Genomic DNA, 25,329 nt, shown 5'->3' with positions numbered 1-25,329 from the left:
TGACCAACGCATTCACTTTATCTCAGATCAGTCCTGCCTGTTGTACCCGGGCCATCAGTTGATCGCAGACCTCGTCAATGCTAAGGGAGGTGCTGTCGATGACGACGGCATCGTGGGCAGGCTTTAATGGCGCGACGCTGCGGTTGCTGTCACGCTCATCGCGAGCTCGGATGTCTTCGATAAGGGCGGGCAAACTAGCACTTATTCCCTTTTCAGTCAACTGGCGAAAACGCCGTTGCGCGCGCTCCTCGGCACTCGCCGTGAGGAACACTTTGACACCGGCATCCGGGAACACCACGGTGCCCATATCACGGCCATCGGCAATCAAACCGGGGGCTTGGGCGAAGTCACGCTGACGTTGCAACAAGGCATCTCGTACCGCCGGCAAAGCCGCTACCTGAGAAGCCAAGCTACCGACTTCCTCGGTACGAATGGTCGTCGTTACTTCTTCACCGGCAAGAATGACAGCCACGCCGTCTTTGCCCGGTTCAAAGGTCACGTCCAAATTCGCCGCCACCTGAGCGACTCGTTGTTCATCGGTTAACTCCACCGCTTGGCGCTCAGCGGCCAAGCCAGTGATGCGGTACAAAGCACCGCTATCGAGCAGGTGCCAACCTAACGTCGCCGCCAAGCGTGCGCATACCGTGCCTTTGCCAGCGCCGGATGGGCCATCGACGGTGATTACCTTCATGCTTCCTCCTCGACCACAGCAACCGACATGCCGCAGCCATTGGCCAACTCAACAAAGTTAGGGAACGAAGTCGCGACGTTGGCGCAGTCCAAAATGCGAATCGGCGCACTGCCACGCAGCGAGGCAACAGCAAAACTCATGGCAATGCGGTGGTCGTGATACGTGACAATATCGCCACCGCCAAACTGACCGTCAGCGCCCATGCCTTGAATCACCGCACCATCATCCGTGCCTTTGGCATCGACACCCAGCGTCACCAAGCCATCGACCATGGCTTGAATGCGGTCGCTTTCTTTAACACGCAGCTCTTCTGCGCCGGTCAAAATGGTTTCACCCTCGGCGCAGGCGGCGGCCACAAACAACGCCGGGAACTCATCAATCGCCAGCGGCACCTGATCTTCAGGAATATGAATGCCCTTCAACTGGGCGCTGCGAATGCGAATATCCGCCACCGGCTCGCCGCCCACTTCGCGCTCATTGAGCACCTCAATGTGGCCGCCCATGGCTTTAAGAATATTGATCACACCGATGCGAGTCGGGTTAATGCCGACATGCTCCAAGGTGATATCTGAGCCTGGCATGATGCTGGCCGCCACCATAAAGAAGGCTGCTGAGGAAATATCCGCCGGTACGTCGATGTCACATGCCGTCAGCTCGCCGCCACCTGTGACCGTCGCCGTTGAACCCTCGACCTGCACCTCATAGCCAAAGCCTTTTAGCATGCGCTCGGTGTGGTCACGCGTTGGCGCCGGCTCAGTGACCGAGGTTTCACCCTCGGCGTACAAGCCTGCCAGCAGCAAACAGCTTTTTACCTGGGCGCTGGCCATCGGCAAGTCATAGTGAATGCCACGCAGCTCGGCACCGCCACGAATGCGCATCGGCGGTCGGCCACCGTCAGCGGTGTCCACGCTGGCTCCCATCAGCGCCAACGGGTCAGCGACGCGGCCCATTGGGCGCTTGCTTAACGATTCATCACCGGTCATTTCAACGCTGAATTTCTGACCCGCCATCAAGCCTGCCAGCAAGCGCATCGAAGTGCCAGAATTGCCCAAATACAAAGGCCCTGGCGGTGGTTGCAAGCCATGCATGCCAACACCGTGAACGGTGACGCGGCCGCGATGCGGACCTTCGATCACAACGCCCATATCGCGAAACGCCTGCAAGGTCGCCAGACTGTCTTCGCCTTCCAGAAAACCGCTGACTTCGGTCACGCCCTTGGCCAGCGAGCCCAACATAATCGAACGGTGAGAAATCGACTTATCGCCCGGCACACGGAACTGACCGCTCAGTGCCTGCCCCGGCGTGGCAACGTAGGTAATAGTGGCTGTTTTCATAGGCTCAACATAGGCCCTGCGGGCCAGCATTTTAGAAAAGTGGTCACGCGCGACTTTGGCTCGGGTCAATACGCCCATTACCTGGGTCTGATCGTCACGCTCGATGCTCTGTCTGAGTTGGCTAAGGTCGTGCTGAAACATATCCAACACCGCCAGAATTTGCTCGCGGTTGGCAGAAAAGATATCCCGCCACATGATCGGGCTGCTGGCCGCAATGCGGGTAAAATCGCGAAAGCCGCCAGCGGCGTAGTTGAAAATTTCTTGGTTTTCATCGCGACTGGCCAAGGTATCGACCAGGTTGTAGGCCAGCAAATGCGGCAAATGGCTCGTGGCAGCCAGCACCTCATCGTGATGACGCACTTCCATCTGCTCAATATCAGCACCCGCCAGCTGCCAGGCAGCAATCACGGTTTGCAGCGCCTGCGCATCGGTATGAGGCTGCGGGGTAATGATGACTTTGTGGCGCTGATACAAACTGGCATCTGCGGCTTCAACACCACTGCGCTCAGAACCGGCAATGGGATGCCCTAGTACGAAGCGATCGAACTGAGGACCAAACGTCGCTGCCACATCGTCGGCAACGGAGCCTTTCACCGAACCGACGTCGGTCAAGATGGCACTGGCCTTCACCACCGGCTGCAACTGCGCCAACACCTCACGCACGGCCTTAATCGGCACCGATACAATAATAAAATCGGCATCCGCAGCGACTTCGGCCAGCTGCTCGCTGTAATCGTCAATAATGCCGACGTGCTGCGCCTGCTGCATGGAATCGAGATTGCGATCAAAGCCAGCGACCGACTGCACCGCCCCGGCTTCGCGCAGAGCTTTTACCCAAGAACAGCCGATTAAACCCAAACCAATAACGGCGACTCGTCCTAACTGCACCGTCACACCGCTTCGCCTTGTTGCAACACCTCAGTCAGCATGTCGATAAAGCGCTTGTTTTCCGCTTCTGTGCCGATGGAAACACGCAAGTATTCCGGCATGCCATAACCGCCTAACGCTCGCACGATAACGCCACGACGCAGCAACGCCTGATTTATCTCAACGGCGTTTTGCAAACGTACGCAAATAAAGTTGCCCACCGATGGCAAATAATCCAACCCGAGCTGCTCAAATGCACCGATCAGCTGTTTCATACCGAGGCGATTGGCAGTGATGCTGCGCTGCACATGGGCTTGGTCTTTCACCGCTGCCACCGCCGCTGCTTGCGCGGGCGCATTGACATTGAACGGCGGCCGCACACGATTTAGTAGCGCTGCCATTTCGCTGCTGCTAACACCAAAGCCCACCCGCAAGGCAGCCAAGCCATAAGCTTTAGAAAAGGTGCGCGTCACCAGTAAGCGTGGAAAATCCGCCAGCAAGCGCACGCCATTTGGGTACTCCGCCTCATCGACGAACTCAAAATAGGCTTCGTCCAAAATGGTGATCACATGCGCTGGCAACTGCGCCAAAAACCCACGAATCTCGGCCTCAGATAACCAAGTACCAGTGGGGTTATTAGGGTTGGTAATAAAGACCAAGCGTGTCCGTTCGTCGACCTGAGCGGCCATGGCATCCAGGTCATGGCCAAAGTTTTTGGCGGGTGCCTCGCGCACCTCTGCCGAAACGGCCGTGGCGTTTAAGCCATACAGCGAAAAGGCATGCTCGGAGACAACGATGTTATCGCCCGGCTGCACAAAAATACGGGTAACAAAATCCAGCAAGTCACTGGAGCCGTTGCCCAACGTGATCTGCGCAGCCTCCACCTCTAACTGCTCCGCCAAGGTCTGGCGCAACTCAAAACCGCCGCCATCCGGGTAACGACTGAGCGAGCCAACGTCTTGCATCGCAGCCAGCGCCATCGGGCTTGGGCCAAGGGGGTTTTCGTTACTCGCCAGCTTGACGATGGAAGCCGGATCAAGCCCCATTTCCCGTGCCAAGTCAGACACAGGCTTACCGGGCTGATAAGGGTGCAGAGCTTTCGCTCCGGGGGTGAGCAAATCAGTCAGAGTCGTCACAATACTGCCTTTGGATAAGAGCCCAGCCATTTAAAGTCGACGGCTTTGCTTTGAATTTCTGCCAGCAAGGGAACGATGCTTGCGTCGTCGCGATGCCCTTCAAAGTCGATAAAGAACACGTAGCTCCAGGTTCCGCTGCGCGATGGCCGGGTTTCAATGCGTGTCAGGCTGATGCCCTCACGATGAAACGGCTCTAACACGTGATAGAGCGCACCGGGTTCGTTGCGGCTGGCCACCAAAATAGAAGTTTTATCGTCACCGCTGGACTGCGTTGGCTGCTGTCCAACGATCAAAAAACGCGTGGTGTTGTCTGGCTGATCTTCAATGTTGGCGTGCACCGGCTTCAGCGCATACAGCTCAGCCGCTGCTTCACTGGCAATGGCAGCCGCGCCCGGCTCTTGGCTGGCACGGCGCGCCGCTTCCGCATTCGATGCCACCGCAATGCGTTCAACATTGGGGTAGTTTTGATCGAGCCACAAACGACACTGGGCCAAAGACTGGGCGTGCGAATAAATCCGCGTCACGCTCGTCTCAGGGCTCGAGGTGAGCAGGTGGTGATGAATGCGCAGTGTGACTTCGCCGCAAATCAGCAAATTGGATTCCACAAAGCTGTCGAGGGTATGGGTCACCACCCCTTCGGTGGAGTTTTCCACTGGCACCACGCCAAAGTTGGCGGCGCCGCTTTCAACTTCACGAAACACATCAGCAATGGAGATTTGACCGACACAGCTGACGGCATGGCCAAAATGCTTGACCGCCGCTTGCTGGGTAAAGGTACCCTCAGGCCCCAGATACGCCACGGTAAGCGGCTCTTCCAGTGCCAGGCATTGCGACATCACCTCGCGGAACAAGCGCGCCATGGACTCATCGCCCAACGGGCCGCCGTTGCGTGCCATGATCTTGCGCAGCACTTGGGCTTCGCGCTCAGGGCGATAAAACACCACCGACTCACCAGGCGAGCAATATTTTTGCTTCACCTCAGCGACCTGCTGAGCACAGCGGGCGCGTTCGTTGATTAACTGCTGAATCTGTTGATCAATGGCATCAATTTGATCGCGCAGGGCGCCCAGCTCATCCGCTTCACTCATGTTCTTTACCCATAACGGCGGGCAAAGTCGCCCATGAAATCGATCAAGGCATCCACCGCGGCTTCAGACACTGCGTTGTAAATGCTGGCACGCATGCCGCCAACACTGCGATGCCCAGCTAAGTTGAGCAGGCCTGCAGCGGTGCTTTCGGCCAGGAAGGCGGCATCTAAGCTGTCATCGGCCAAGGTAAAGGGCACATTCATAATGGAGCGATTAGCAATGGCCACCGGGTTGGCGTAAAAGTCGTTGCCATCAATAAAATCGTACAACTTCGCCGCTTTGCGGCGATTGACAGCCCCAATAGCCTCAAGACCACCCTGTTGCTTCAACCACTGAAACACCAAGCCGGCCAAATACCAGCTGTACGTCGGCGGCGTGTTGTACATGGAGCCGTTATCCGCCGCCGTCTGGTAATTCAGCATCGCCGGCGTGTTTGCGTGGGCTTTGCCTAGTAAATCCTCGCGCACGATGACCACGCACAACCCTGCCGGGCCTATGTTCTTTTGTGCACCGGCGTAGATCAGGCCGAAGCGCGACACATCCAAAGGCTCAGACAAAATCGATGAGGAAAAGTCAGCCACCAAAGGCACATCACCGGTTTGCGGAATGTAGTCAAAACTCACACCGCCGATGGTTTCATTGGGGCAGTAATGCACATACGCCGCATCGCTACTGAGCTGCAAATCAGCCTGAGCCGGCGCCGACGCGAAATCCGTGCTAGCCGCCACATTGACGTCGCAGTAGCGCTTGGCTTCGGCAATGGCCTTTTTCGACCACTGCCCAGTGTTGATGTAATCCGCCTGCGCTTTGTCGCCCAGCAAGTTCAGCGGCACCATCGAAAACTGACTGCTGGCACCGCCTTGCATAAACAGCACTTTGTAGTTGGCCGGCACCTGTAACAGGTCGCGCAAGTCTTGCTCGGCCTGCTCAGCCACCGCAACAAATTCCTTGCTGCGGTGGCTCATTTCCATGATCGACAGACCTTTGCCGTGCCAATCTGCCATTTCTTGCTGCGCCTGTTCCAACACGGCGGTCGGTAGTGCCGCAGGGCCAGCGCAAAAGTTATGTGCGCGCGTCATTGTGTTACTGCTCCGTCTGGTTATCCGCTGCTGGGCTATCCCCATCAGTACCATCAGCGCCTTCAGCTGGCGCAGCATCCGGGTCTTCTTCAGACCCAATGGCGCCGTCATCGGCTTCACAAATACGTTCAACACCGATCAGTTTTTCACCGTCAGCAATGCGAATCAGGGTCACACCTTGGGTGTTGCGGCTCAGTTGTGACACACCGTCGGTACTGGTGCGCACCAAGGTACCCTGGTCGCTCACCAGCATGACCTCATCACCACTGAACACCTGCACAGCGCCTACCAAGGCGCCATTGCGCTCGCTGCAGGCCATGGCGATCACGCCCTGAGTGCCACGCCCTTTGGTCGGGAATTCTTCCACATCGGTGCGCTTGCCAAAGCCACGCTCGGAAGCCGTTAACACCGAGCCACCTTCTTGAGGAATGATCAGCGAGATCACACTTTGGCCATCGCCCATACGAATACCACGCACACCGCGTGCCGTACGGCCCATGGCGCGTACATCGGATTCTTTAAAGCGCACGGCTTTGCCGGCATCGCTGAGAATCAACACATCCTGGCTGCCATCGGTAATGGCTACGCCGACCAGCCAATCGCCGTCATCCAGCTCACAAGCGATCAAACCGCTGGAGCGTGGGCGCGAGAACTGATCCAAGGTGGTTTTCTTCACCGTGCCTTTGGCGGTGGCCATAAACACGTAGCGGTCAGCGCTGTATTCCGGCACCGGCAAAATAGCAGTGATGCGCTCACCTTCTGACAGGTTCAGCAAGTTCACAATCGGACGGCCTTTCGCCGCGCGACTGGCTTGTGGAATGTCGTACACCGTCAGCCAATACACCTTGCCAGCATCAGAGAAACACAAGACGGTTTCGTGACTGTTCACCACCAACAAGTGTTCAACAAAGTCTTCTTCTTTCACCGCCGTTGCCGAGCGGCCTTTGCCACCACGGCGCTGAGCCTGATAGGCAGACAATGGCTGGGTTTTGGCATAGCCACTGTGCGACAGGGTCAACACCAGATCCTCCTCTGGGATCAGGTCAGCCATGGTTAAGTCACGTTTCACCGCGATGATTTCAGTGCGGCGCTCGTCGCCGTATTCAGCACGAACGGCTTCTAATTCTTCGCGAATCACCTGCATCAGGCGCTCAGAGCTGGCCAGAATGTCTAGGTATTCGGCGATTTCTTCCAGTTTTTGCTGGTACTCTTCGATCAGTTTTTCATGCTCAAGGCCGGTCAGTTTTTGCAAACGCAAATCAAGAATGGCCTGAGCTTGGCCTGGCGATAAGTAATAGCGGCCATCGCGGAAGCCATATTGCTCTGGCAAATCATCTGGACGACAGGCGTCTTCGCCGGCGCGCTCCAGCATATCCAGCACATCACCTGGTTCCCAAGCCGTGGCAATCAAGCGCTCTTTGGCCTCAGCACCGGTGGGTGAGGATTTAATCAGCTCGATGACCGGGTCGATATTGGCCAGCGCCAACGCCAAACCTTCGAGGATGTGGCCACGCTCACGTGCTTTGCGCAGTTCATAAATGGTGCGGCGAGTCACCACCTCACGGCGGTGCTTAACGAAGGCTTCCAGCAGCTGCTTGAGGTTCAGCGTTTTCGGCTGACCGTCGACCAGCGCCACGGTATTGATGCCAAACACGGTTTGCAGCTGGGTCTGGGCGAACAAGTTGTTCAGCACCACCTCGGGCATTTCGCCGCGACGCAGCTCCACCACCACGCGCATGCCGTCTTTATCGGATTCGTCGCGCAGCTCGGTAATGCCTTCGAGCTTTTTGTCTTTGACCAGCTCAGCGATTTTTTCAATCAAGCGCGCCTTGTTCACCATGTACGGGATTTCGGTGAACACAATGCTGACTTTGCCGCTGGCGTCGTTTTCTTCGAACTGATGACGGGCGCGCATGTAAATGCGGCCACGGCCAGTGCGGTAAGCCTCAACAATGCCATCGCGGCCGTTAATAAAGGCCCCCGTCGGGAAATCCGGACCCGGGATGTATTCCATCAACTGGTCGATGTCGAGATCTGGGTTATCGATCAAGGCCAAGCAACCGTTCATAACCTCAGTCAGGTTATGTGGCGGAATATTGGTCGCCATGCCCACGGCGATACCCGAAGAACCATTCACCAACAGATTGGGGACGCGCGTTGGCAGCACTTCTGGAATTTGCTCAGTGCCGTCGTAGTTGGGCACCCAATCGACGGTTTCTTTGTCGATATCGGCCAGCATTTCGTGGCTGAGCTTGGCCATGCGCACTTCGGTGTAACGCATCGCAGCAGCGGAGTCGCCGTCGATAGAACCGAAGTTACCTTGACCGTCCACCATCAGGTAACGCATGGAAAAGTCCTGCGCCATCCGCACAATGGTGTCGTATACCGCCGAGTCACCGTGTGGGTGGTATTTACCGATCACATCACCGACCACACGGGCGGATTTCTTGTACGGTTTATTCCAGTCGTTGCCGAGTACATTCATGGCATGTAGAACCCGGCGGTGCACCGGTTTCAAACCATCGCGAACATCTGGCAACGCTCGCCCCACGATCACGCTCATGGCGTAATCGAGGTAGGACTGTTGCAGTTCGTCCTCAATGTTAATTGGCAGAACTTCTTTGGCTATGTCACCCATACGTTTTCGGCCTGTTTGTGCGAATCACCGGACGTCTTCTAGCGGCTGTGGTGATACGGTCCTTGTTGATGCTCCAGCAGCGCCGAGAGGCACTGCCAGCTTGTGCAATGAAGCCCGGAATCATACCACAAATCAAATAGATACCTAGGTGGCACAAAACATCTCAATGGCTGGTGAAAGCAGTAAGATGGCTGCGCTTAAACAGCACCATGGTTATACTGGCCGCTACGTTAAAGGATGCAGGTATTATGCAAGCGGATCTGATTATTCATGCCCGCTGGCTGGCCACCATGGCCGAGCCCAGTCAGCCCATCACAGAACACCAAGCTGTGGTCATTAAAGACGGCACCATTGTGGCCGTTGAAGACAGCCACAACTGCCAGTGGCAGGCCTTAGAAACACTGCAACTCGACCAGCAAATTTTGCTGCCCGGATTTATCAATGCCCACGGCCACGCGGCCATGAGCTTGTTCCGCGGCATGGCCGATGACCAACCGCTAATGACCTGGCTGCAAGAGCACATCTGGCCCGCCGAAGCGCGCTGGGTCGATCACGAGTTTGTGCGCGACGGCAGCCGCTTGGCCATGGCCGAAATGCTGCTCTCCGGCACCACCACCTTTGCCGATATGTATTTTTATCCGGCCGCCTGCGCCGAAGCCGCCATTGAAGCCGGTATGGGTGCGGTGATCTTCACCCCCATTTTGGATTTTCCCACCAACTTTGCGCAAAACGCCGATGAATACATTCGCAAAGCCATCGCCTGTCGCGACGACTTTCGCACCCACGAGTTACTGACCTTCGGGCTCGGCCCACATGCGCCCTACACGGTATCGGATGAGCCACTGCGAGAAATCACTACCCTCGCCGACCAACTCGACATGCCGGTGCAAATTCATTTGCACGAAACCGCCTTTGAAGTTGAGCAAAGCCTGGAGCAACGTGGCTGCCGACCCAGTCAGCGGCTGGCAGACCTGGGCTTTTTAACCGAGCGAGTCAGCTGTGTGCATATGACTCAGATCGATGCCAGCGATATTCAGTTGCTGCAGCACAGCGGTGCTTCTGTGGTGCACTGCCCAGAGTCCAACTTAAAACTGGCCAGCGGTTTTTGCCCAGTGCAGCAGTTGCTCGACCACCGTATCAACGTCGGCATCGGCACCGATGGCGCCGCCAGCAATAACGATTTAAACCTGCAAGGCGAGATGAAAACCGCCGCCATGCTGGCCAAGGCCGTGGCCAACGACGCCGCCGCCCTGCCCGCCTGGCAGGCATTGCACAGCGCTACATTAGGCAGCGCCAAAGCACTGGGCATCGAACAACAGACCGGCTCAATCGAGGTTGGCAAGCGCGCCGATCTGCAAGCCATTGCCCTTGATCAACTGCCACAACAGCCGCTGTTCGATCCTATTTCGCAACTGGTGTACACCGACGCCAGCCGTCACGTGCGCCATGTCTGGGTTGCTGGTCGCAGCAAAGTGCGCGATGGCCAGCTCACCGCTTTTGATGGCGACACACTGTTACAGTTAGCTAAGCAATGGCAACAGCGCATTGGCGCTCAATGATTCGTGGAGACAAACATGACCAATACCGCAGAAAATCGGCCTAGTACCGATAACGGCAATGTCGACGCCGCTGAAATTGCCAAATTTGAAGCCTTGGCCAGTCGCTGGTGGGATAAAGAAAGTGAATTTAAGCCGCTGCACGACATCAACCCGCTGCGCGCCAACTTTATCGATGAGCTCGCCCACCTGGCCGGCAAAAAAGTACTCGACGTCGGCTGTGGCGGCGGCATTCTGAGCGAAAGCATGGCGCAACGCGGTGCCGAGGTAACCGGCATCGACATGGGCGAAGCGCCACTGAGCGTTGCCAAACTGCACGCGTTGGAATCCGGCGTTGCCGTCAACTACCAGCGCATCGAGGTCGAAACCTTGGCAGCCGAGCAGCCTGCCAGCTTCGACGTAGTCACCTGCCTAGAGATGCTAGAGCACGTGCCAGACCCAGCGTCTGTGGTCAAAGCCTGCTTTGAGCTGGTTAAGCCAGGTGGTCAGGTGTTCTTCTCTACCATCAATCGCAATCCTAAGTCCTACTTATTTGCCATCATCGGTGCAGAGTACGTGCTGCGCTTGCTGCCTGCTGGCACCCACGACTACCACAAGTTCATCAAGCCCAGCGAACTGGCGCACTGGTGTCGTGAAGCCGGCTTGGATGTCACCAAGATGACCGGCATGACCTACAACCCGCTGACCAAGGTTTATAAGTTGGATGAGAGCGACGTTAGCGTTAACTATCTCATGGCCAGCCAAAGGCCAGCGCAATGAGCACACTGCCACGCCCCGCAGCGGTATTGTTTGATCTTGACGGCACCTTGGTAGACACCGCACCGGACTTTTTCGGCGTGGTTAACGAGCTGCGCCAGGCCAGCGGCTTTACCGCCCTGGCCGACGACGTGATTCGCGCGCAAGTCAGCAATGGCGGTGCAGCCCTAACACACCTGACCTGGGAAATAGACGACCAACATCCAGAGTTTGCCCAACGGCGCCAGCAGCTACTGGATCGCTATGAGCACCAGGTCGGCCGCTCCTGCACATTGTTTGATGGCTTTGCCACCGCGTTGCAACAATTGCAGCAACACGGCATTGCTTGGGGCATTGTCACCAACAAACCCAGACGCTACACCGAGCTGCTGCTAGAGCGCATGCCTCTGGGCTGCGAGCTGGTCATTTGCCCAGACGATGTCAGCCGCGCCAAACCTCACCCTGAGCCACTGCTGCTGGCAGCCGAGCGCCTTGCCATTCCACCCCAGCAATGCTGGTACCTTGGCGATCACGAGCGCGACATCGAAGCCGGCCGCGCCGCGGGCATGATCACACTGGGTTGCCGCTTTGGCTATTTATCTGAGCCAAACGCAGCCGACCACTGGGGCGCAGATGCCGTGTTGGAGCACGCCTCTGATCTGACCACTCTGTTATCCATCTACTCTCAAGAGACAACATGACTGCCACACAACCTTTATCTGGACGCAACATTCTAGTGACCGGCGCTGGCTACGGCATTGGCCGTGAAGCGGCTCTTACCTATGCTCGAGCCGGCGCCACTGTGCTGCTGCTGGGCCGTACCCAGGAAGCCCTCAACGACACCTACGATTTGATTGAGGCAGAAAATCTGCCGCAGCCGGCGGTGTTGCCATTTGACCTGGAAAATAATGATGAAGAGGCGTTTCGCGAACTGGCCGACTTGATCGAGCAGCATTTTGAACACCTCGACGGCGCTTTACTCAATGCCGGCGTACTCGGCCAACGGGCGCCACTAGAAAGCTACGACTGGAACACGTTTCAGCGCGTGATGCAGGTGAACGTCAACGGTCAATTTCTTCTGCTCAAGCACACAGTGCCACTGCTGCGCAAAGCGCCCGCCGATGCGTCCATCATTTTAACGACCAGCTCCGTTGGCCGCGAAGGTCGCGCATACTGGGGTGCTTACAGCGTTTCTAAATTTGCCACCGAAGGCTTAATGCAAGTGCTGGCGCAGGAGCTGGAGAACACCAGCCAAATTCGCGTTAACTGCATTAACCCAGGCGCCACGCGCACCACCATGCGCGCTGCCGCCTTTCCAGGCGAGGATCCATCCACCGTGGCCGCACCGGCCGATATCATGGAGTTGTACCTGCACTTGATGTCGCCCGACTCGATTGGCACCCACGGCCAAGGCTTGGACGCTCAACCCAAGCGCGCACCAAGCCAAGGGTAAGCCTCCTGGGCAGATCCTTGCCGCCGGCGGCAAGGTCTGCCGAAGAACGGGCAACGAATGAGCGCACCGCAATAAAAACGCCAGAAATTCGTTGCCAGAGCCGCAAAGCCAAGTCATCAATTTGACTTAAAATACAAAAACACTTCTGTCAAAAAGCCAACTTTTTGCCGCCAGATTTAATCTACCCCCCCTAACCTTTTGATTTTAATAGAATATTTCTGCCTATCGAAACTGGCACAGAACTCGCTTATCAGTGCTCAGAACCCGATCAGTATGAGGTGACTCATGGTGAGTCCATTACACAGCGACAGTCGTGCAGAGCTTCATGACGATAAAATCGTCACCAGCATTGGCGAGCTAGCGCCGCGCCCAGACTTACAGCCCGAGCTTTTGCTGCGTCTGACTGGCAAGCTGCAGACCACATTAGAGTTGCGCCAACTGCTGGAAATTTTCTTTACCGAAATCCAGCAAGCCGTACTGATTGATGGCATGACCTTCCATCATGCTCGCCAGGAGCTGACACTCAGCCAAGGCAAGCAAAGCGTGCACAGCATCAGCTATCGCCTGCAAACCCAAGGCGACTATATGGGCGATTTGAGCTTTCAGCGCAGCACCCGCTTCCGCGAGCACGAGCTGGCTAATATTGAAGGGCTCATCACCACGTTGGTGTACCCAGTGCGCAACGCGCTGCGCTACCACTCAGCCGTAGCAGCCGCCTTTCGTGACCCATTAACCGGTGCCGGCAACCGCGCAGCACTGGACCGTACCTTAAAACGCGAAATCGAGCTCGCTAAGCGCCACGAGCATCAGCTATCTCTGCTGATGCTGGATTTAGATTGGTTCAAACAGATCAATGACCAACACGGCCACAGCTGCGGTGATCGGGTGCTGCAGCAAACCGTGAAGTGCATCAGTGCGTCGATTCGACAAACGGATATGTGTTTTCGCTATGGTGGTGAGGAGTTCATCATCGTGCTGTCCGGCGCCTGCGCTGAGGGCGCACAGACCATTGCCGAGCGCATCCGCCAGGGCATCGCGGGCCTGACGTTAAGCGGAAGCCAAGGCCCCATCACGCTCTCTGCCAGCCTGGGCTGTGCCACTTTGCGCGGCGATGACGACAAGGACAGCTTGCTGCATCGCGCCGACGAAGCGCTGTATGCCGCCAAAAGCGGAGGACGCAACCGGGTCATCAGCGCCTGATGCCCGGTTGAAAACGTTAGCGAGGGGCTTTGGTCCGCCTCTTTGGCTTGGCTTCTTGGCGTACTTTCTGACGCTTTTGCACGCGCTGAAAACGTTCCTTTTCTTTGCCCGCCAAGCGTCGAGTAGCCTTACGCTCTAAACCCACCATGTCGGCCAAATCGTTGATTTCACGCTGCTGCAACTCGACCCAGGTGCCGACCGGAACGTTGGCTGGCATAAAGATGCAACCGTAGCGCACGCGCTTCAGGCGACTGACCTCTACCCCTTGGCTTTCCCACAAGCGTCGAACTTCGCGGTTTTTGCCTTCCATCAGCACCACGTGAAACCACTTATTCTGGCCTTCGCCGTCAAAGAACTGCACGTCGGTAAAGCGCGCCATGCCATCCTCTAGCAATACGCCTTCTTTTAACCGCGCAATCATGTCGTCATCAACATTGCCACGCACCCGCACGGCATATTCACGGTCCACGCCGCTGGATGGATGCATCAACTTGTTCGCCAACTCACCGTCGGTGGTGAACAACAGCAAACCAGTGGTATTGATATCCAAGCGGCCAACGTTGATCCAGCGCTCACCGCGGGTATGAGGCAAATGATCGAACACCGTCGGTCGGCCATCTGGGTCTGTGCGGGTGCAGACTTCGCCTAATGGCTTGTTGTAAGCCAGTACGCGTCGCGTGCGACCCGCATCGGCCAATTTAACCGTACGACCGTCCACACGGACGACGTCTTCGCGCCCAGCACGGTCGCCCAGTTGTGCCTTAACGCCGTTGACCGTGACTCGACCATCCGCGATCCAGCGTTCCGCCTCCCGGCGGGAAGCAATGCCAGCGTCGGCCAGCAGCTTCTGAATTCTCTCGTTCATGCATTACTCATTTTGGTTAGGGGCCGACTCGTCGCCATCTTGGTCGGACGCATCGGTGTTGTTATCGGTGGCAGGCTCATCCTCTTTTGCCTGCAAACGCGCCAAGGCTTGCTGCAAATCTGGCGCTGCGGTGGCATCTTCATCATCGTCACGCTTAAACACACCGGCTTCGACCTTGGCCACCAAGGCGGCGGCGGTGTTGAGATCTTCTTCGGTTTCCGCCAGCACATCGGCACCGCGCTGCTCCACCTCTTCTTCGCTGCTGAACTCATAGCTGCCCGGTGTGTCTTTGCGCACGTCAGCATCATCACCCAACTGCAACTTGCGATTGGCATCATCCAGTTCGCGAATGTCTTGCAAGCTGGGCAGCTCTTCTAAGCTTGCTAGCCCAAAGTAATCGAGAAACTGACGCGTGGTGGCGTACATGGCCGGCCGGCCGGGTACATCACGATGGCCAACCACTCGCACCCATTCCCGCTCCAACAAGGTTTTCATAATGCTTGAGCTGACCACCACGCCACGCACATCTTCGATGTCGCCACGGGTAATGGGTTGACGATAGGCAATCAAGGCCAGAGTTTCCAACAGCGCACGCGAATAGCGCTGTGGTTTTTCGTCCCACAGGCGCGCCACCCAAGGCGCCACCGCCGGGCGCACCTGCAGGCGATAGCCAGAGGCGACTTCAACCAGCTCCAAGCCTCGCGGCTTCAGTTGCTCGCGCAGTTCCGCTAAGGCTTCGCGCAGCTCTTTCGGCGTGGGCACTTCGTGCTCTTCAAACACCGACTGCATGCGCTCCAGCGATACCGGCGTGCCTGCCGCAGCCAGTACCGCTTCGATAATACTGGCCAGAGGTGGCCGATCATGACTCATCGCTGCCGTTCTCCATTATGCTGGCCTCTATTTCGCCGGCCTCCATGTCGCTAGTCTCGGTGATACTTGCTTTGGCACGCACATAAATCGGCCCCAGCACTTCTTGTTGCACCAACTCCACCAACGACTCTTTGACCAGCTCCAAAATAGCAAGAAAGGTGACCACCACACCCAGCTTGCCTTCTTCCACCTCGAACAGGGTTCGAAAGGCAACAAAGTGGCCACCTTGCAATTGATCTAACACCTGTGACATGCGCTCACGGGTAGACAGCTGCTCGCGCTGCACTTCGTGGTGCTCAAAGCGTTCTGCACGGCGCATGATGCCAGCCATGGCCAACATCAGCTCGCGCATATCGATATCTGGATGAATGCGTTCCTGAATGCGCTCTGGGCCATCCACTTGCGACACAAACACGTCGCGCTCCAAACGTGGCAACGCATCCAAGTCTTCGGCGGCGGTTTTGAAGCGCTCGTAATCTTGTAAACGGCGAATCAGCTCAGCGCGCGGGTCTTCTTCCTCCTCACCATCGGCGTCTTTTTGCCGCGGTAGCAATACCCGGCTTTTGATTTCCGCCAGCATGGCGGCCATCACTAAATACTCGGCCGCCAACTCCAGTTGCATCGCTTTCATCATATCGATGTAGGCCAGGTACTGGTCGACAATGTCGGCGACATGAATTTCCAAAATGTCGAGGTTTTGCTTGCGAATCAGGTACAGCAACAGATCCAGAGGCCCCTCAAATTGCTCAAGGATCACTTCCAGCGCATCGGGCGGAATGTACAAATCCAGCGGCAGCTGGGTCATCGGCTGCCCTTGCACCAGTGCAAACGGCATTTCCTGCTGGCCTCTTGCCTGCTGGTCTCTTTCCTTTTGACCTAGCGCCTGTTGAACCTGCGCCTGATCTGGGGGCTGCTGAGTGCTCTGCGGCTCTGCTTCCGTCGTCATTCCGGCTCCTTCAGAAGACGTCCTGCACCTGATTCAGTGGTCGACACTTAGCTGCGGCTCAACGAATAAATACCAACCGCTTCGCGCAGCTGTTGCAGCAATGGGCGACTGATGGCTCGTGCTTTGTCAGCTCCCATTTGCAGAATGTCTTCCACATCTTGCGGGCGTTCCATCAAGTCGTTGTAACGCTCACGCGGCTCGGCCAACTCTGCATTCACCAGCTCAAACAATTTGGCCTTGGCATCACCCCAGCCAATGCCATCGGCAAACGCCTGGCGCATTTCAGCCGTTTGCTCACTGCTGGCGAAGGCTTGCCAGATCTGGAACACAGTTGAGTCATCCGGATCTTTCGGCTCACCTGGCTCTAGCAAGTTGGTTTTGATTTTATTGATGTGTTTGCGCAGCTGCTTTTCGGTTAAGAACAGCGGAATGGTATTGCCATAGCTTTTGCTCATCTTGCGACCATCCAAGCCTTGCAAGACCGCCACATGCTCATCCACCTGATAGTTGGGCAAAGTCAGCAATGGCTGTTTTTTGCTGGCAAACAAATGATTAAAGCGTTGTGCCATGTCGCGCGCCATTTCGATGTGCTGGATCTGATCCTTACCTACCGGCACCTGATCGGCGTTGAACATTAAGATGTCAGCCGCCATCAACACTGGGTAGTTAAACAAGCCCATGGTAATGGCCTTATCGGCGTCTTCGCCTTCTGCCAGGTTGGCATCCACGGCGGCCTTGTAGGCGTGGGCGCGGTTCATCAAACCTTTGGCGCACACACAGCTGAGCAGCCAGTTGAGCTCGGGAATTTCGTGGATGTCCGACTGGCGATAAAACGTCGCCTGCTCAGGATCCAGCCCCAGCGCCAACCAGGTGGCAGCGATTTCTTTGGTTGACTGGTGCACGGCCTTGGGGTCTTGGCACTTAATCAACGCATGAAAATCGGCCAAAAAGAAGAATGACTCGCTGTCACCCGTCTTGCTGGAGGCGATGGCCGGACGAATGGCACCCACATAGTTGCCTAGGTGCGGCGTTCCGGTGGTGGTAATTCCGGTAAGAACCCGTTTCTTACTCATGATGATGGCTAGCCTTGCTGTTCACAAAGCTGGCCATGATACCGGAAGGCGATACTCAGAGAAACGCCGACGCGTCGCCTGCGCCCTGACGCGTCACGACGGCGGTTTCTTCGGTCATGTCGACCACAGTGGTGGCCTCAAAACCGCAATAGCCGCCATCGATCACCAGCTCCAGCTGATGCTCCAAGGTTTGGCGAATGTCGTACGGGTCCGACAAGGGCAAATCATCGCCTGGCATAATCAGCGATGTGGTCATCAACGGCTCGTCCATCTCTGCCAACAAGGCCATGGCAATGGGGTTATCGGGCACGCGAATGCCGATGGTGCGTTTTTTCGGGTGCATCAACAGGCGCGGCACTTCACGCGTGGCAGGCAAAATAAAAGTAAACGCGCCTGGGGTATGGGCTTTTAATAAGCGGTATTCGCTGTTATCGACTTTGGCAAAAAACGATAACTCGGATAAATCACGACACAACAAGGTAAAGTTGTGCTTCGAACCTAACTGGCGCAAACGCTGCACCCGCTCGGTGACGCGCTTATCACCAATTCGACACGCCAAGGCATAAGCACAATCGGTGGGAATCACCGCCAGACCACCCTGGCGTAATATTTCAGCCGCTTGCTTGATTAAGCGCGGCTGCGGGTTTTCTGGGTGTATTTGAAAAAACTGACTCAAAACGAACTCCTAAAAACGTCAGGCACTGCGAAAATGCTGCCAGACGGGCTCGATGTCTGCCGGAAATGCCGGCATCACACCAAGGTCAATACCAAAGCGATTAGGACCATGAAAATCACTGCCGCAGGAGCCGAGTAATTCGAACTCTTGAGCCAGCGCCACCATGCGCCTTTGCTGATCAGCATCCATATTGCCATAACTGACTTCCAGCGCGCGGCCACCGGCATCAATAAAATCAACGATACAAGCTTTTAATTTGGTGCGGGTCATTTTGTAGATATGCGCATGGGCCATCACCGCAATGCCACCGCCATCGACGATCCAACGCACGGCATCGCTGAGCGCTGGCCAATTAGCTTTAACATCACCTGGCTTGCCCGCGCCGAGGTATTTTTTAAACGCCACCGCCATCGACGGCACTAATTGCTGATCGAGCAAATACTGAGCAAAGTGTGGCCGCCCTACCAGCTCACCGCCGGCATATTCCTGTACTCGCGACAGCGGAATATCCACCTTCAAACGCCGACTTAAACGCTCAGCAATCACCACTGAGCGCTGCTTGCGTGCCTCCAGTTGTGCCGCCACCGCCGCCTGCATGGCGTCGCTATCCGTGTCCATATCCAGACCGACAATATGAATGGTGGCGCCGCCCCAAACGCACGACAGCTCAATGCCAGACACCAGGCGTATTTCATGTTCTGCCGCAGCGGCTCTCGCCTCGGCCAGACCGTCAAGGGTATCGTGATCGGTGAGCGCCAAAGTGGTCACACCCTGGCCAGCGGCACGCGCCACCAGTTCAGCCGGTGGTAATTTGCCGTCAGAGGCGGTGGAATGACAATGCAGGTCGAAGGCTGAAGTCAAAGCTGACACTTCCTGATTTCGCAATATAGAAAGTCATAGTATATCCTGAGCGCCATTCAGGCGAGCGGGTTGTCTACCCACCATGATCGCCGCTGGGCTTACTTAAAAGCCATAAACATAAGCGCTGATAACCGATATAAAAAAGGATCAATAGCATGAGCATGTGGTACGCCATTATCAGCGAGGATGTCGCTGACAGTCTCAGCCAACGCCAGAGTGCCAGACCCGCGCACCTGCAACGCTTAGAGCAGCTCAAACAGCAAGGGCGATTGCTGGTAGCAGGGCCCCACCCAGCCATCGATAGCCTTGAGCCTGGCGAAGCCGGTTTCAGTGGTAGCTTGGTGATCGCTGAGTTTGATAGCCTAACCAGCGCCCAAAAGTGGGCAGATGAAGACCCTTATGTCGCAGCCGGCGTCTACCAAGCCGTGACGGTAAAACCGTTCAAAAAAGTCTTACCGTAACCCCACGGAGAGGAACATCAGGTGAAATATCTAATCAGTTTTGTGGCCGCGATGCTGTTAACCACTGCGGCACAGGCCGTCGAGAAACGCTACGTTAAAGACGAGTTATGGTTGCCGCTGCGCACCGGCCCAGGGCAGGAATATCGCATCATCAAATCGCTGCAAAGTGGCGAGCATTTAATCCTTATCGAACAGCCAGAAGATTCCGATTACACCAAGGTCAAAACCGACAAAGGTGATGAAGGCTTTGTGCTGACGCGCTTTTTGGATGACGAGCCGGTGGCCAAAGAAAAATTAATTCTGGCGCAGCGCGAGCTGGAATCGGTACGCGAGCAACTGCAGCAAGCAGAACAACAGCGCGACGATTTACAGCAACAACTGAGCAGCACCAGCAACAGCTCTGAATCTCTGCAGCAGCAAAATATGGAACTGCAACAAGAGCTCAATCGCATTACCGCGATCTCTGAAAATGCGCTGGCGCTGGATGAGAAAGCCAAAAAACTTACCTTGCGCAACCAGGATTTAGAAATTCAGGTAGAAGCCCTGACCGCCGAAAACGCTCAACTGCGCGATGACAACCGCTACACCTATTTAATCTACGGTGGCGGCTTGGTCGTTATTGGCATTTTTGCCGGTCTGGTTCTGCCGGCCCTGCGCAGCAAACGCAGCAGCAGCTGGGTATAAGCTTCAGCGCATATCTCAAAGCCCGGCAGATTCAGTCTTTGCCGGGCAACTCACAATGCCCCAAGGATTGCTCAAACTGAGCCGCATCACGCAAGCGGCGCTTAAGGTCGGCTGCATCTGGAAACCCGCCGTCTTCACGCCGACACCAAATGCGCCTATCGTCGACCCAAACCTGAAACTCGCCCTGCTCACCTGGCTTTAAATGAACGCCCGCCAACTGCCCTTTAAATGTGCTGAACAGCTCCTGAGCATACCAACCTGAACGCAATGACCATTTACAGCCTTCACAAAAGACAATGGTTACCGTACTTTTGCTGTGACTCACTGTTAATCTCCGGAGGATTCAAGATGCGCCAGTATATCGCATCCGCCCTGCTACTGACTGCTGCCATGGTCAATGCAGAAAACACACCCGTGGTGGTCGAGCTGCAAACCACGGCAGGCAACATCGTATTGGAGCTAGACCGAGAAAAAGCGCCTATCAGCGTTGAAAACTTCCTCACCTATGTCGAAGCCGACCATTACGACGGCACGATTTTTCACCGAGTCATTGCCGACTTTATGGTGCAAGGCGGTGGCTATGACGAAAAAATGAGTAAAAAAGCCACCTTACCGCCGATTAAAAACGAAGCAGACAATGGCCTAACTAACGTACGTGGCAGCGTTGCCATGGCGCGCACCGCCGTGGTAGACAGCGCCACCAGCCAGTTTTTTATCAATGTTAAAAACAACGATTTCCTCAACCATGGCGTGCGCGATTTTGGCTATGCCGTATTTGGCAAAGTCACTGCCGGCATGGAGGTGGTCGACAGCATTGCTGCCACCACCACCGGCATGCGCGATCAGCCAGTTGAAAATATCGTGATTAAAGATGTGATTGTTAAAGGCGCCGCTGAATAATTCAGAGATGCCTAAAAGAGATGCCTAAAAGAGGTGCCTAAAATAGGCATCGCGAGCTGGCTGATGTAGCGGTTGAGTTATATCAACCGTTCTCTGACTTACGTGCTGGCTGAGTTATATCAGCCGCTCTCCAACTTATGTACTGGTTGAGTTAAATCAGCCGCTCTCCAACTTATGTACTGGCTGAGTTAAATCAGCCAGTACAGTAACAACGGCAAGGTCACAAACGATATCAGCGTCGACATCACCACCATGCCGGCCACCGCCTGAGGGGCGCGCTGAAAGCGCTCAGCAAACAAATAATTAAACACCGCCACCGGCATAGACGCCTGAATTAACACCACGCCCCGCTCACTGCCTTCTAAGCCCAGCAGCCATACCACCAGCAACCCCACCAGCAAACCACCACCGATGCGCATCGCGCTGTAAAACAGCGCCTGACGCCACTGACGTACCTGCAAACGCCTAAGCGATACGCCCAGGGTAATCAGCATCAAAGGAATGGCCATGCCGCCAATCAGCTCGACCGAATTAAACACAGGCGCAGGCAACTGCCAGTCAAACCACAATAACCCCAGCGACAAAAACACCGAGTATAAAATCGGCATTCGCAGCAGCCCTTTTAAGCCGCCGGCTTGGCGCCCGCCAGCCAACAAAATGCCGACCGGAAAATGCGCCAGCGATAGCACCATAAAAAAAGCCAACGCCAACGCCAGCCCCTCCTGACCAAAGGCCAGCAAGCACACAGGCAAACCCATATTGCCAACATTGGGAAACATAAACGATGGCAAAAAAGCGCGCACGTCATGGCCGAGTAAGCGCGGAATCACGCTGCCCGCTAACGCCATCAAACCAGCCACCAAAATGCACGCCAGCGCTGTGCGCTGAAAAGCTTGCTTATCCAACTCCACCGACGCCATCACCGACAGCATCAGGCAGGGCGCCCCCACATACAGCACCAGCCGTGAAATAAAATCCGGATCAAACCCGTGGCCACTGCGGGCCCAGAAAAAGCCAATGCCAGCACACGCCAACACAGGCGCCATGATGGAGAAAATGTCATATAACATGAAAAACTCGAACATTGATTGCCTAGCAACGGCCTTCTCGCCGCCTCCGCCCAGCATGGTAAAGTCGACACCTGCCTCTGTCTGCTGAAATATGCGCGGTGTACACTAAAGGCGAATACGCAACGCATCAGACCAGACCTTATTGTGAGCTCCCAAACCCCTTCGACCATCGGCCCAGCACAGCTCGACTGGCGCGATGATGGCCAGCCTGTCGCCCGCCAGTTTGGCGATACCTATTTTTCTGTCGACGACGGCCTCAACGAAAGTCGCTATGTGTTCATGCAGCACAACGGCCTGCCACAGCGCTTTGCCGCCAGTGATTGTCCGCGCAACTTTCGTATCATTGAAACCGGCTTCGGTACCGGGCTTAACTTCTTGGCCACTTGGCAAGCCTTTGCTGAGCACGGCCAAGGTTATTTGCACTTCACCAGCATCGAAAAGTACCCCCTCGACCGCGAACAGCTGCACCGAGCATTGGCGCTGTGGCCTGAACTCAGCGAGCTGGCCGAGCAACTGCTCGCCCAGTACCCCGTTGCCGTTACCGGCGTGCATCATTTGCATTGGCCGCAGCAGCGCGTCCGGCTCACGCTGGTGTATGGTGATATCGCCGATGCCTTACCAGAGCTGCAAGGGCCGGTGCATGCCTGGTATTTGGATGGCTTTGCACCGGCCAAAAATCCACACATGTGGAACGACGAGCTCTTCAAACAACTGCGTCGCCTCAGCCACGCCGGCACCACATTGGCGACCTTTACGGCCGCAGGGTTGGTTAAGCGTGGCTTGCGAGGTGCAGGTTTTGCGGTACGCAAAGTCGCGGGCTTTGGCCGCAAACGCGACATGCTGTGCGCCACCTATCAAGCCAGCTGCGGTCCGGAGCGGCCCGCCAAATTGGCATTAAAACCCTGGCAACGCACACCGACACAGCACACAACCGTCCGCCAGGTCACTGTGATTGGCGCAGGCTTGGCCGGCTGCAGCACTGCCAGAGCGTTGGCAGAGCGCGGTTATGGTGTGACCTTGATTGATAGGCTGGGCGTTGCCCAAGCGGCCTCAGGCAACCCCCAAGGCGGTCTGTACATCAAACTTGCCGCCGGTGACAACGCCGTGCACAGTGAGTTTTATCGCAGCGCCTACGGCGCGGCCTTGGCCAGCGTCGAACGCACGCTAGGCCCAGCCGCCGACAATCCGCACTGGCGTCAGTGCGGCGTCTTACAGCTGGCCTACAGCGATAAAGAGCAACAGCGCCAACACAGCTTTATGCAGCGTCAGCAGCCACCGCCTGAGCTGCTCTATGCCGTTGACGCCCAGCAAGCCAGCCAACTCGCCGGCATCAGCCTACCCGCCGGCGGCTTGTTCTTTCCCAAAGCCGGCTGGGTCAGCCCTGTGGCCTACTGCAACGCTCTGATTCAACATGCCAACATTAGGCTGCACCAAGGCGATGTGCAGACCTTAACGGCCAGCGCCAGTGGTTGGCAGATAGAAACCAAAGATGCATCTTGGCACAGCCCCCACGTCGTTGTTGCCAACGCGTATGACGCACGGGCACTGCTGCCGGACGCCTACTTGCCCATCAAGCGCATTCGCGGCCAATTGAGCCTGCTCAACGCTGACAGCGTGCCATCTCCGCAGGTGGTGTTGTGCGCTCGCAGCTATATGCCGCCGGCCCATGCAGGGCAGTTATGCTTGGGGGCCACCTACAATCTGCGCGATGATGACCCAGATGTACGCGATCAAGATCACTTGGCCAACCTGGCACATTTGAGTGATTTTGGCATCACCAGTGACACGGCCGAGATCTGTGGCGGTCGCGTTGGTTTTCGCTGCACTACACCCGATTATTTGCCCATGGCAGGGCCGGTGGTGGATAGCCAGGCCACCCTGCAGCAGCTCGCGCCAATGGTGAACAACGCCAAGCACATACCGCAAAACGATATGCCTTATCTACCTGGGCTGTGGCTTAACATTGGTCATGGCTCGCGCGGACTCGCCTCTGCAGCTTTGTGTGCCGAGCTTATCGCCGCGCAACTCGACGGCGACGGCTTGCCTGTTGCCACCAGCGTCGCGGAGGCACTGGCACCGTGTCGGTTTTTGCTAAGGGATATGATTCGAAGAAAAGTCAACGCTCAAGATTGGGGGCTTAGATCACCCGCTTGATGGACTGGCGGCGACGCATGTCTTCACGGGCCTGCTCGCCGTTTTCGCGGATCTCGCGCATCAGTTGCGACATTTCCTGACAGCAGCGGCGAATGTCAGCCAACTGCGCCTTCATCGCGTCAATGTCAGCAATGGCTTCATGCACTCGACGCCTGAGCCGCCGTTGCTCAATTTCAGTAATTGGCTTCATGTCGCCCCTCCATTGCTCAAGACGCTGAGCACCAACACAACTGCTTCCAACTGCTTAACTCGGCTGTCGACCGTGCTGGCGCACCACCTCAGCCATTTCAATGTGACAGCTACCGGCATCGGGGTCAAACAATAATACCGCTTTGCCCTGCTGCAGCTGCACTAACACCTGCTGCTTTTTCTGCTCCCAACTGACGTCGTAGTCGCCATAATCTGTGCCTTCGCGGCCAACAAACTCAGCCAATACGCCATCTAGAGCGTCTGCACTCAAACGCTGATAGGGAATCTCGATCACGCCATGGTCGGGCACATCATCAAACGGCAAAACCAGCCTCCCGCTCCCATTCACAGCTCATCCGCAGCTCAGCATCAGAAGGCTCATGACCGGCCTCGACCGCCCAGCTAAAGGTATGCTTACCCGCCAGTTCGGTTTCCAAGTGCACCGTCGCCGATACCCAGTACATGCCCTTGAGCAAGTTCTCAAACTGTGACAGCCAATGCTCCCATTCGTACTCAACCGCCTTATAGGAGGCAGCGAAGTGAATCAACTGTGAGTGATAAGTGCCACTGAACAGGTCTTCGCCCGGCATAGAAAACATTTCCCGGCACAGAAGCGTCCATTCGTCATCAACGCCCAACGGCAGGGTCTGGATGGCACGCCAGTTGGTGCGTCTTTGCAACCGGGCGGTAAATTCATCGCTGCTGGGAATATTACGGATCACGCCGTAAACCACGGATTCCTGATCAAATTGTGACACACTGGGTTCCTTATCCTGCCCGCGTACGGGTGACTACAAGCGGTA

Annotated in this window: 26 protein-coding genes; 9 read left to right on the top strand and 17 right to left on the bottom strand. The window is 56.2% G+C overall.

Going from position 1 to position 25,329, the window contains the following annotated elements:
* Nucleotides 1–22 precede the first annotated feature (22 nt).
* The 6 genes from cmk to gyrA are packed head-to-tail and all read right to left on the bottom strand — an operon-like array spanning nt 23 to nt 8,833.
* Entirely contained in the window at nt 23–691 is a 669-nt protein-coding gene (cmk, locus tag IE090_RS00740) for a (d)CMP kinase (protein ID WP_189386431.1), read from the bottom strand.
* Entirely contained in the window at nt 688–2,919 is a 2,232-nt protein-coding gene (locus IE090_RS00735) for a bifunctional prephenate dehydrogenase/3-phosphoshikimate 1-carboxyvinyltransferase (RefSeq protein WP_189386430.1), read from the bottom strand. The genes cmk and IE090_RS00735 overlap by 4 nt, the downstream gene beginning before the upstream one ends.
* The gene (gene hisC / locus IE090_RS00730; protein ID WP_229815303.1) at nt 2,916–4,028 is read right to left on the bottom strand and encodes a histidinol-phosphate transaminase; all 1,113 of its coding nucleotides are present in this window, start codon (nt 4,026–4,028) and stop codon (nt 2,916–2,918) included. Before hisC ends, IE090_RS00735 begins: the two co-directional genes overlap by 4 nt.
* On the bottom strand, nt 4,025–5,116 hold the full coding sequence (pheA, locus tag IE090_RS00725; protein ID WP_189386428.1) for a prephenate dehydratase: 1,092 nt from the start codon (nt 5,114–5,116) through the stop codon (nt 4,025–4,027). Before pheA ends, hisC begins: the two co-directional genes overlap by 4 nt.
* A 5-nt stretch (nt 5,117–5,121) precedes the next feature.
* On the bottom strand, nt 5,122–6,195 hold the full coding sequence (gene serC / locus IE090_RS00720; RefSeq protein WP_189386427.1) for a 3-phosphoserine/phosphohydroxythreonine transaminase: 1,074 nt from the start codon (nt 6,193–6,195) through the stop codon (nt 5,122–5,124).
* A gap of 4 nt (nt 6,196–6,199) precedes the next feature.
* Nucleotides 6,200–8,833 (bottom strand): DNA gyrase subunit A, encoded by a 2,634-nt coding sequence (gene gyrA, locus IE090_RS00715; RefSeq protein WP_189386426.1) that lies wholly within the window; start codon nt 8,831–8,833, stop codon nt 6,200–6,202.
* Between the two features lie 248 nt (nt 8,834–9,081).
* Between gyrA and IE090_RS00710 the strand changes: the two genes are divergently transcribed.
* The 5 genes from IE090_RS00710 (at nt 9,082) to IE090_RS00690 (ending at nt 13,777) form a co-directional block, all read left to right on the top strand.
* Nucleotides 9,082–10,392, top strand: a complete 1,311-nt coding sequence (locus IE090_RS00710; RefSeq protein ID WP_189386425.1) for a TRZ/ATZ family hydrolase — start codon at nt 9,082–9,084, stop codon at nt 10,390–10,392.
* A 15-nt stretch (nt 10,393–10,407) separates the two neighbouring features.
* Nucleotides 10,408–11,148: a bifunctional 2-polyprenyl-6-hydroxyphenol methylase/3-demethylubiquinol 3-O-methyltransferase UbiG gene (ubiG, locus tag IE090_RS00705; protein WP_189386424.1), complete on the top strand. Its 741-nt coding sequence runs from the start codon at nt 10,408–10,410 to the stop codon at nt 11,146–11,148.
* Entirely contained in the window at nt 11,145–11,825 is a 681-nt protein-coding gene (locus IE090_RS00700) for an HAD-IA family hydrolase (RefSeq protein WP_189386423.1), read from the top strand. Before ubiG ends, IE090_RS00700 begins: the two co-directional genes overlap by 4 nt.
* Nucleotides 11,822–12,577 (top strand): YciK family oxidoreductase, encoded by a 756-nt coding sequence (locus IE090_RS00695; RefSeq protein WP_189386422.1) that lies wholly within the window; start codon nt 11,822–11,824, stop codon nt 12,575–12,577. Before IE090_RS00700 ends, IE090_RS00695 begins: the two co-directional genes overlap by 4 nt.
* Before the next feature lie 285 nt (nt 12,578–12,862).
* Complete coding sequence (locus tag IE090_RS00690) at nt 12,863–13,777, top strand: GGDEF domain-containing protein (RefSeq protein WP_189386421.1); 915 nt, start codon at nt 12,863–12,865, stop codon at nt 13,775–13,777.
* Between the two features lie 16 nt (nt 13,778–13,793).
* On the opposite strand, the gene rluB is transcribed toward IE090_RS00690, so the two are convergent.
* Genes rluB through IE090_RS00660 form a run of 6 tightly spaced genes read right to left on the bottom strand, consistent with a single transcriptional unit; the run spans nt 13,794 to nt 19,068 of the window.
* Entirely contained in the window at nt 13,794–14,642 is an 849-nt protein-coding gene (gene rluB / locus IE090_RS00685; RefSeq protein ID WP_189386420.1) for a 23S rRNA pseudouridine(2605) synthase RluB, read from the bottom strand.
* Nucleotides 14,643–14,645: 3 nt separating this feature from the next.
* Nucleotides 14,646–15,512 carry an SMC-Scp complex subunit ScpB gene (gene scpB / locus IE090_RS00680; protein ID WP_189386419.1) on the bottom strand — a complete coding sequence of 289 codons (867 nt, stop codon included), beginning with the start codon at nt 15,510–15,512 and terminating at the stop codon, nt 14,646–14,648.
* Entirely contained in the window at nt 15,502–16,458 is a 957-nt protein-coding gene (locus IE090_RS00675) for a segregation and condensation protein A (protein WP_189386418.1), read from the bottom strand. Before IE090_RS00675 ends, scpB begins: the two co-directional genes overlap by 11 nt.
* Nucleotides 16,459–16,505: 47 nt before the next feature.
* The gene (gene trpS / locus IE090_RS00670; protein WP_189386417.1) at nt 16,506–17,531 is read right to left on the bottom strand and encodes a tryptophan--tRNA ligase; all 1,026 of its coding nucleotides are present in this window, start codon (nt 17,529–17,531) and stop codon (nt 16,506–16,508) included.
* Between the two features lie 55 nt (nt 17,532–17,586).
* The gene (locus tag IE090_RS00665; protein ID WP_189386416.1) at nt 17,587–18,207 is read right to left on the bottom strand and encodes an L-threonylcarbamoyladenylate synthase; all 621 of its coding nucleotides are present in this window, start codon (nt 18,205–18,207) and stop codon (nt 17,587–17,589) included.
* An 18-nt stretch (nt 18,208–18,225) separates the two neighbouring features.
* Nucleotides 18,226–19,068 carry a PHP domain-containing protein gene (locus tag IE090_RS00660; RefSeq protein ID WP_229815301.1) on the bottom strand — a complete coding sequence of 281 codons (843 nt, stop codon included), beginning with the start codon at nt 19,066–19,068 and terminating at the stop codon, nt 18,226–18,228.
* A 161-nt stretch (nt 19,069–19,229) separates the two neighbouring features.
* Between IE090_RS00660 and IE090_RS00655 the strand changes: the two genes are divergently transcribed.
* Both IE090_RS00655 and IE090_RS00650 read left to right on the top strand, forming a co-directional pair.
* Nucleotides 19,230–19,529, top strand: coding sequence for a YciI family protein (locus tag IE090_RS00655; protein ID WP_189386855.1), 300 nt, complete (start codon nt 19,230–19,232; stop codon nt 19,527–19,529).
* Nucleotides 19,530–19,550: 21 nt separating this feature from the next.
* Nucleotides 19,551–20,213: a TIGR04211 family SH3 domain-containing protein gene (locus IE090_RS00650; RefSeq protein WP_189386414.1), complete on the top strand. Its 663-nt coding sequence runs from the start codon at nt 19,551–19,553 to the stop codon at nt 20,211–20,213.
* Nucleotides 20,214–20,244: 31 nt separating this feature from the next.
* Here the strand turns inward: IE090_RS00650 and IE090_RS00645 are convergent, their stop codons facing one another.
* Nucleotides 20,245–20,538 carry an Rdx family protein gene (locus IE090_RS00645; protein ID WP_189386413.1) on the bottom strand — a complete coding sequence of 98 codons (294 nt, stop codon included), beginning with the start codon at nt 20,536–20,538 and terminating at the stop codon, nt 20,245–20,247.
* Between the two features lie 23 nt (nt 20,539–20,561).
* Here IE090_RS00645 and IE090_RS00640 point away from each other — a divergent pair, with 23 nt between their 5' ends.
* Nucleotides 20,562–21,113 (top strand): peptidylprolyl isomerase, encoded by a 552-nt coding sequence (locus tag IE090_RS00640; protein WP_189386412.1) that lies wholly within the window; start codon nt 20,562–20,564, stop codon nt 21,111–21,113.
* A gap of 188 nt (nt 21,114–21,301) precedes the next feature.
* On the opposite strand, the gene IE090_RS00635 is transcribed toward IE090_RS00640, so the two are convergent.
* Complete coding sequence (locus tag IE090_RS00635) at nt 21,302–22,183, bottom strand: AEC family transporter (protein ID WP_189386411.1); 882 nt, start codon at nt 22,181–22,183, stop codon at nt 21,302–21,304.
* Nucleotides 22,184–22,327: 144 nt separating this feature from the next.
* Here IE090_RS00635 and mnmC point away from each other — a divergent pair, with 144 nt between their 5' ends.
* Nucleotides 22,328–24,337 carry a bifunctional tRNA (5-methylaminomethyl-2-thiouridine)(34)-methyltransferase MnmC2/FAD-dependent 5-carboxymethylaminomethyl-2-thiouridine(34) oxidoreductase MnmC1 gene (gene mnmC / locus IE090_RS00630; protein WP_189386410.1) on the top strand — a complete coding sequence of 670 codons (2,010 nt, stop codon included), beginning with the start codon at nt 22,328–22,330 and terminating at the stop codon, nt 24,335–24,337.
* Here mnmC and IE090_RS00625 read toward each other — a convergent pair.
* Genes IE090_RS00625 through IE090_RS00615 form a run of 3 tightly spaced genes read right to left on the bottom strand, consistent with a single transcriptional unit; the run spans nt 24,321 to nt 25,284 of the window.
* The gene (locus IE090_RS00625; RefSeq protein WP_189386409.1) at nt 24,321–24,527 is read right to left on the bottom strand and encodes a hypothetical protein; all 207 of its coding nucleotides are present in this window, start codon (nt 24,525–24,527) and stop codon (nt 24,321–24,323) included. The genes mnmC and IE090_RS00625 overlap by 17 nt on opposite strands.
* A 54-nt stretch (nt 24,528–24,581) precedes the next feature.
* Nucleotides 24,582–24,851: a YheU family protein gene (locus IE090_RS00620; RefSeq protein ID WP_229815298.1), complete on the bottom strand. Its 270-nt coding sequence runs from the start codon at nt 24,849–24,851 to the stop codon at nt 24,582–24,584.
* Nucleotides 24,841–25,284, bottom strand: a complete 444-nt coding sequence (locus IE090_RS00615; protein ID WP_189386408.1) for a hypothetical protein — start codon at nt 25,282–25,284, stop codon at nt 24,841–24,843. The genes IE090_RS00620 and IE090_RS00615 overlap by 11 nt, the downstream gene beginning before the upstream one ends.
* Nucleotides 25,285–25,329: the final 45 nt, after the last annotated feature.

Source organism: Bacterioplanes sanyensis, from assembly GCF_014652515.1.
Lineage (GTDB): Bacteria > Pseudomonadota > Gammaproteobacteria > Pseudomonadales > Oceanobacteraceae > Bacterioplanes > Bacterioplanes sanyensis.
This window is presented reverse-complemented; position numbering and strand designations above follow the sequence as displayed.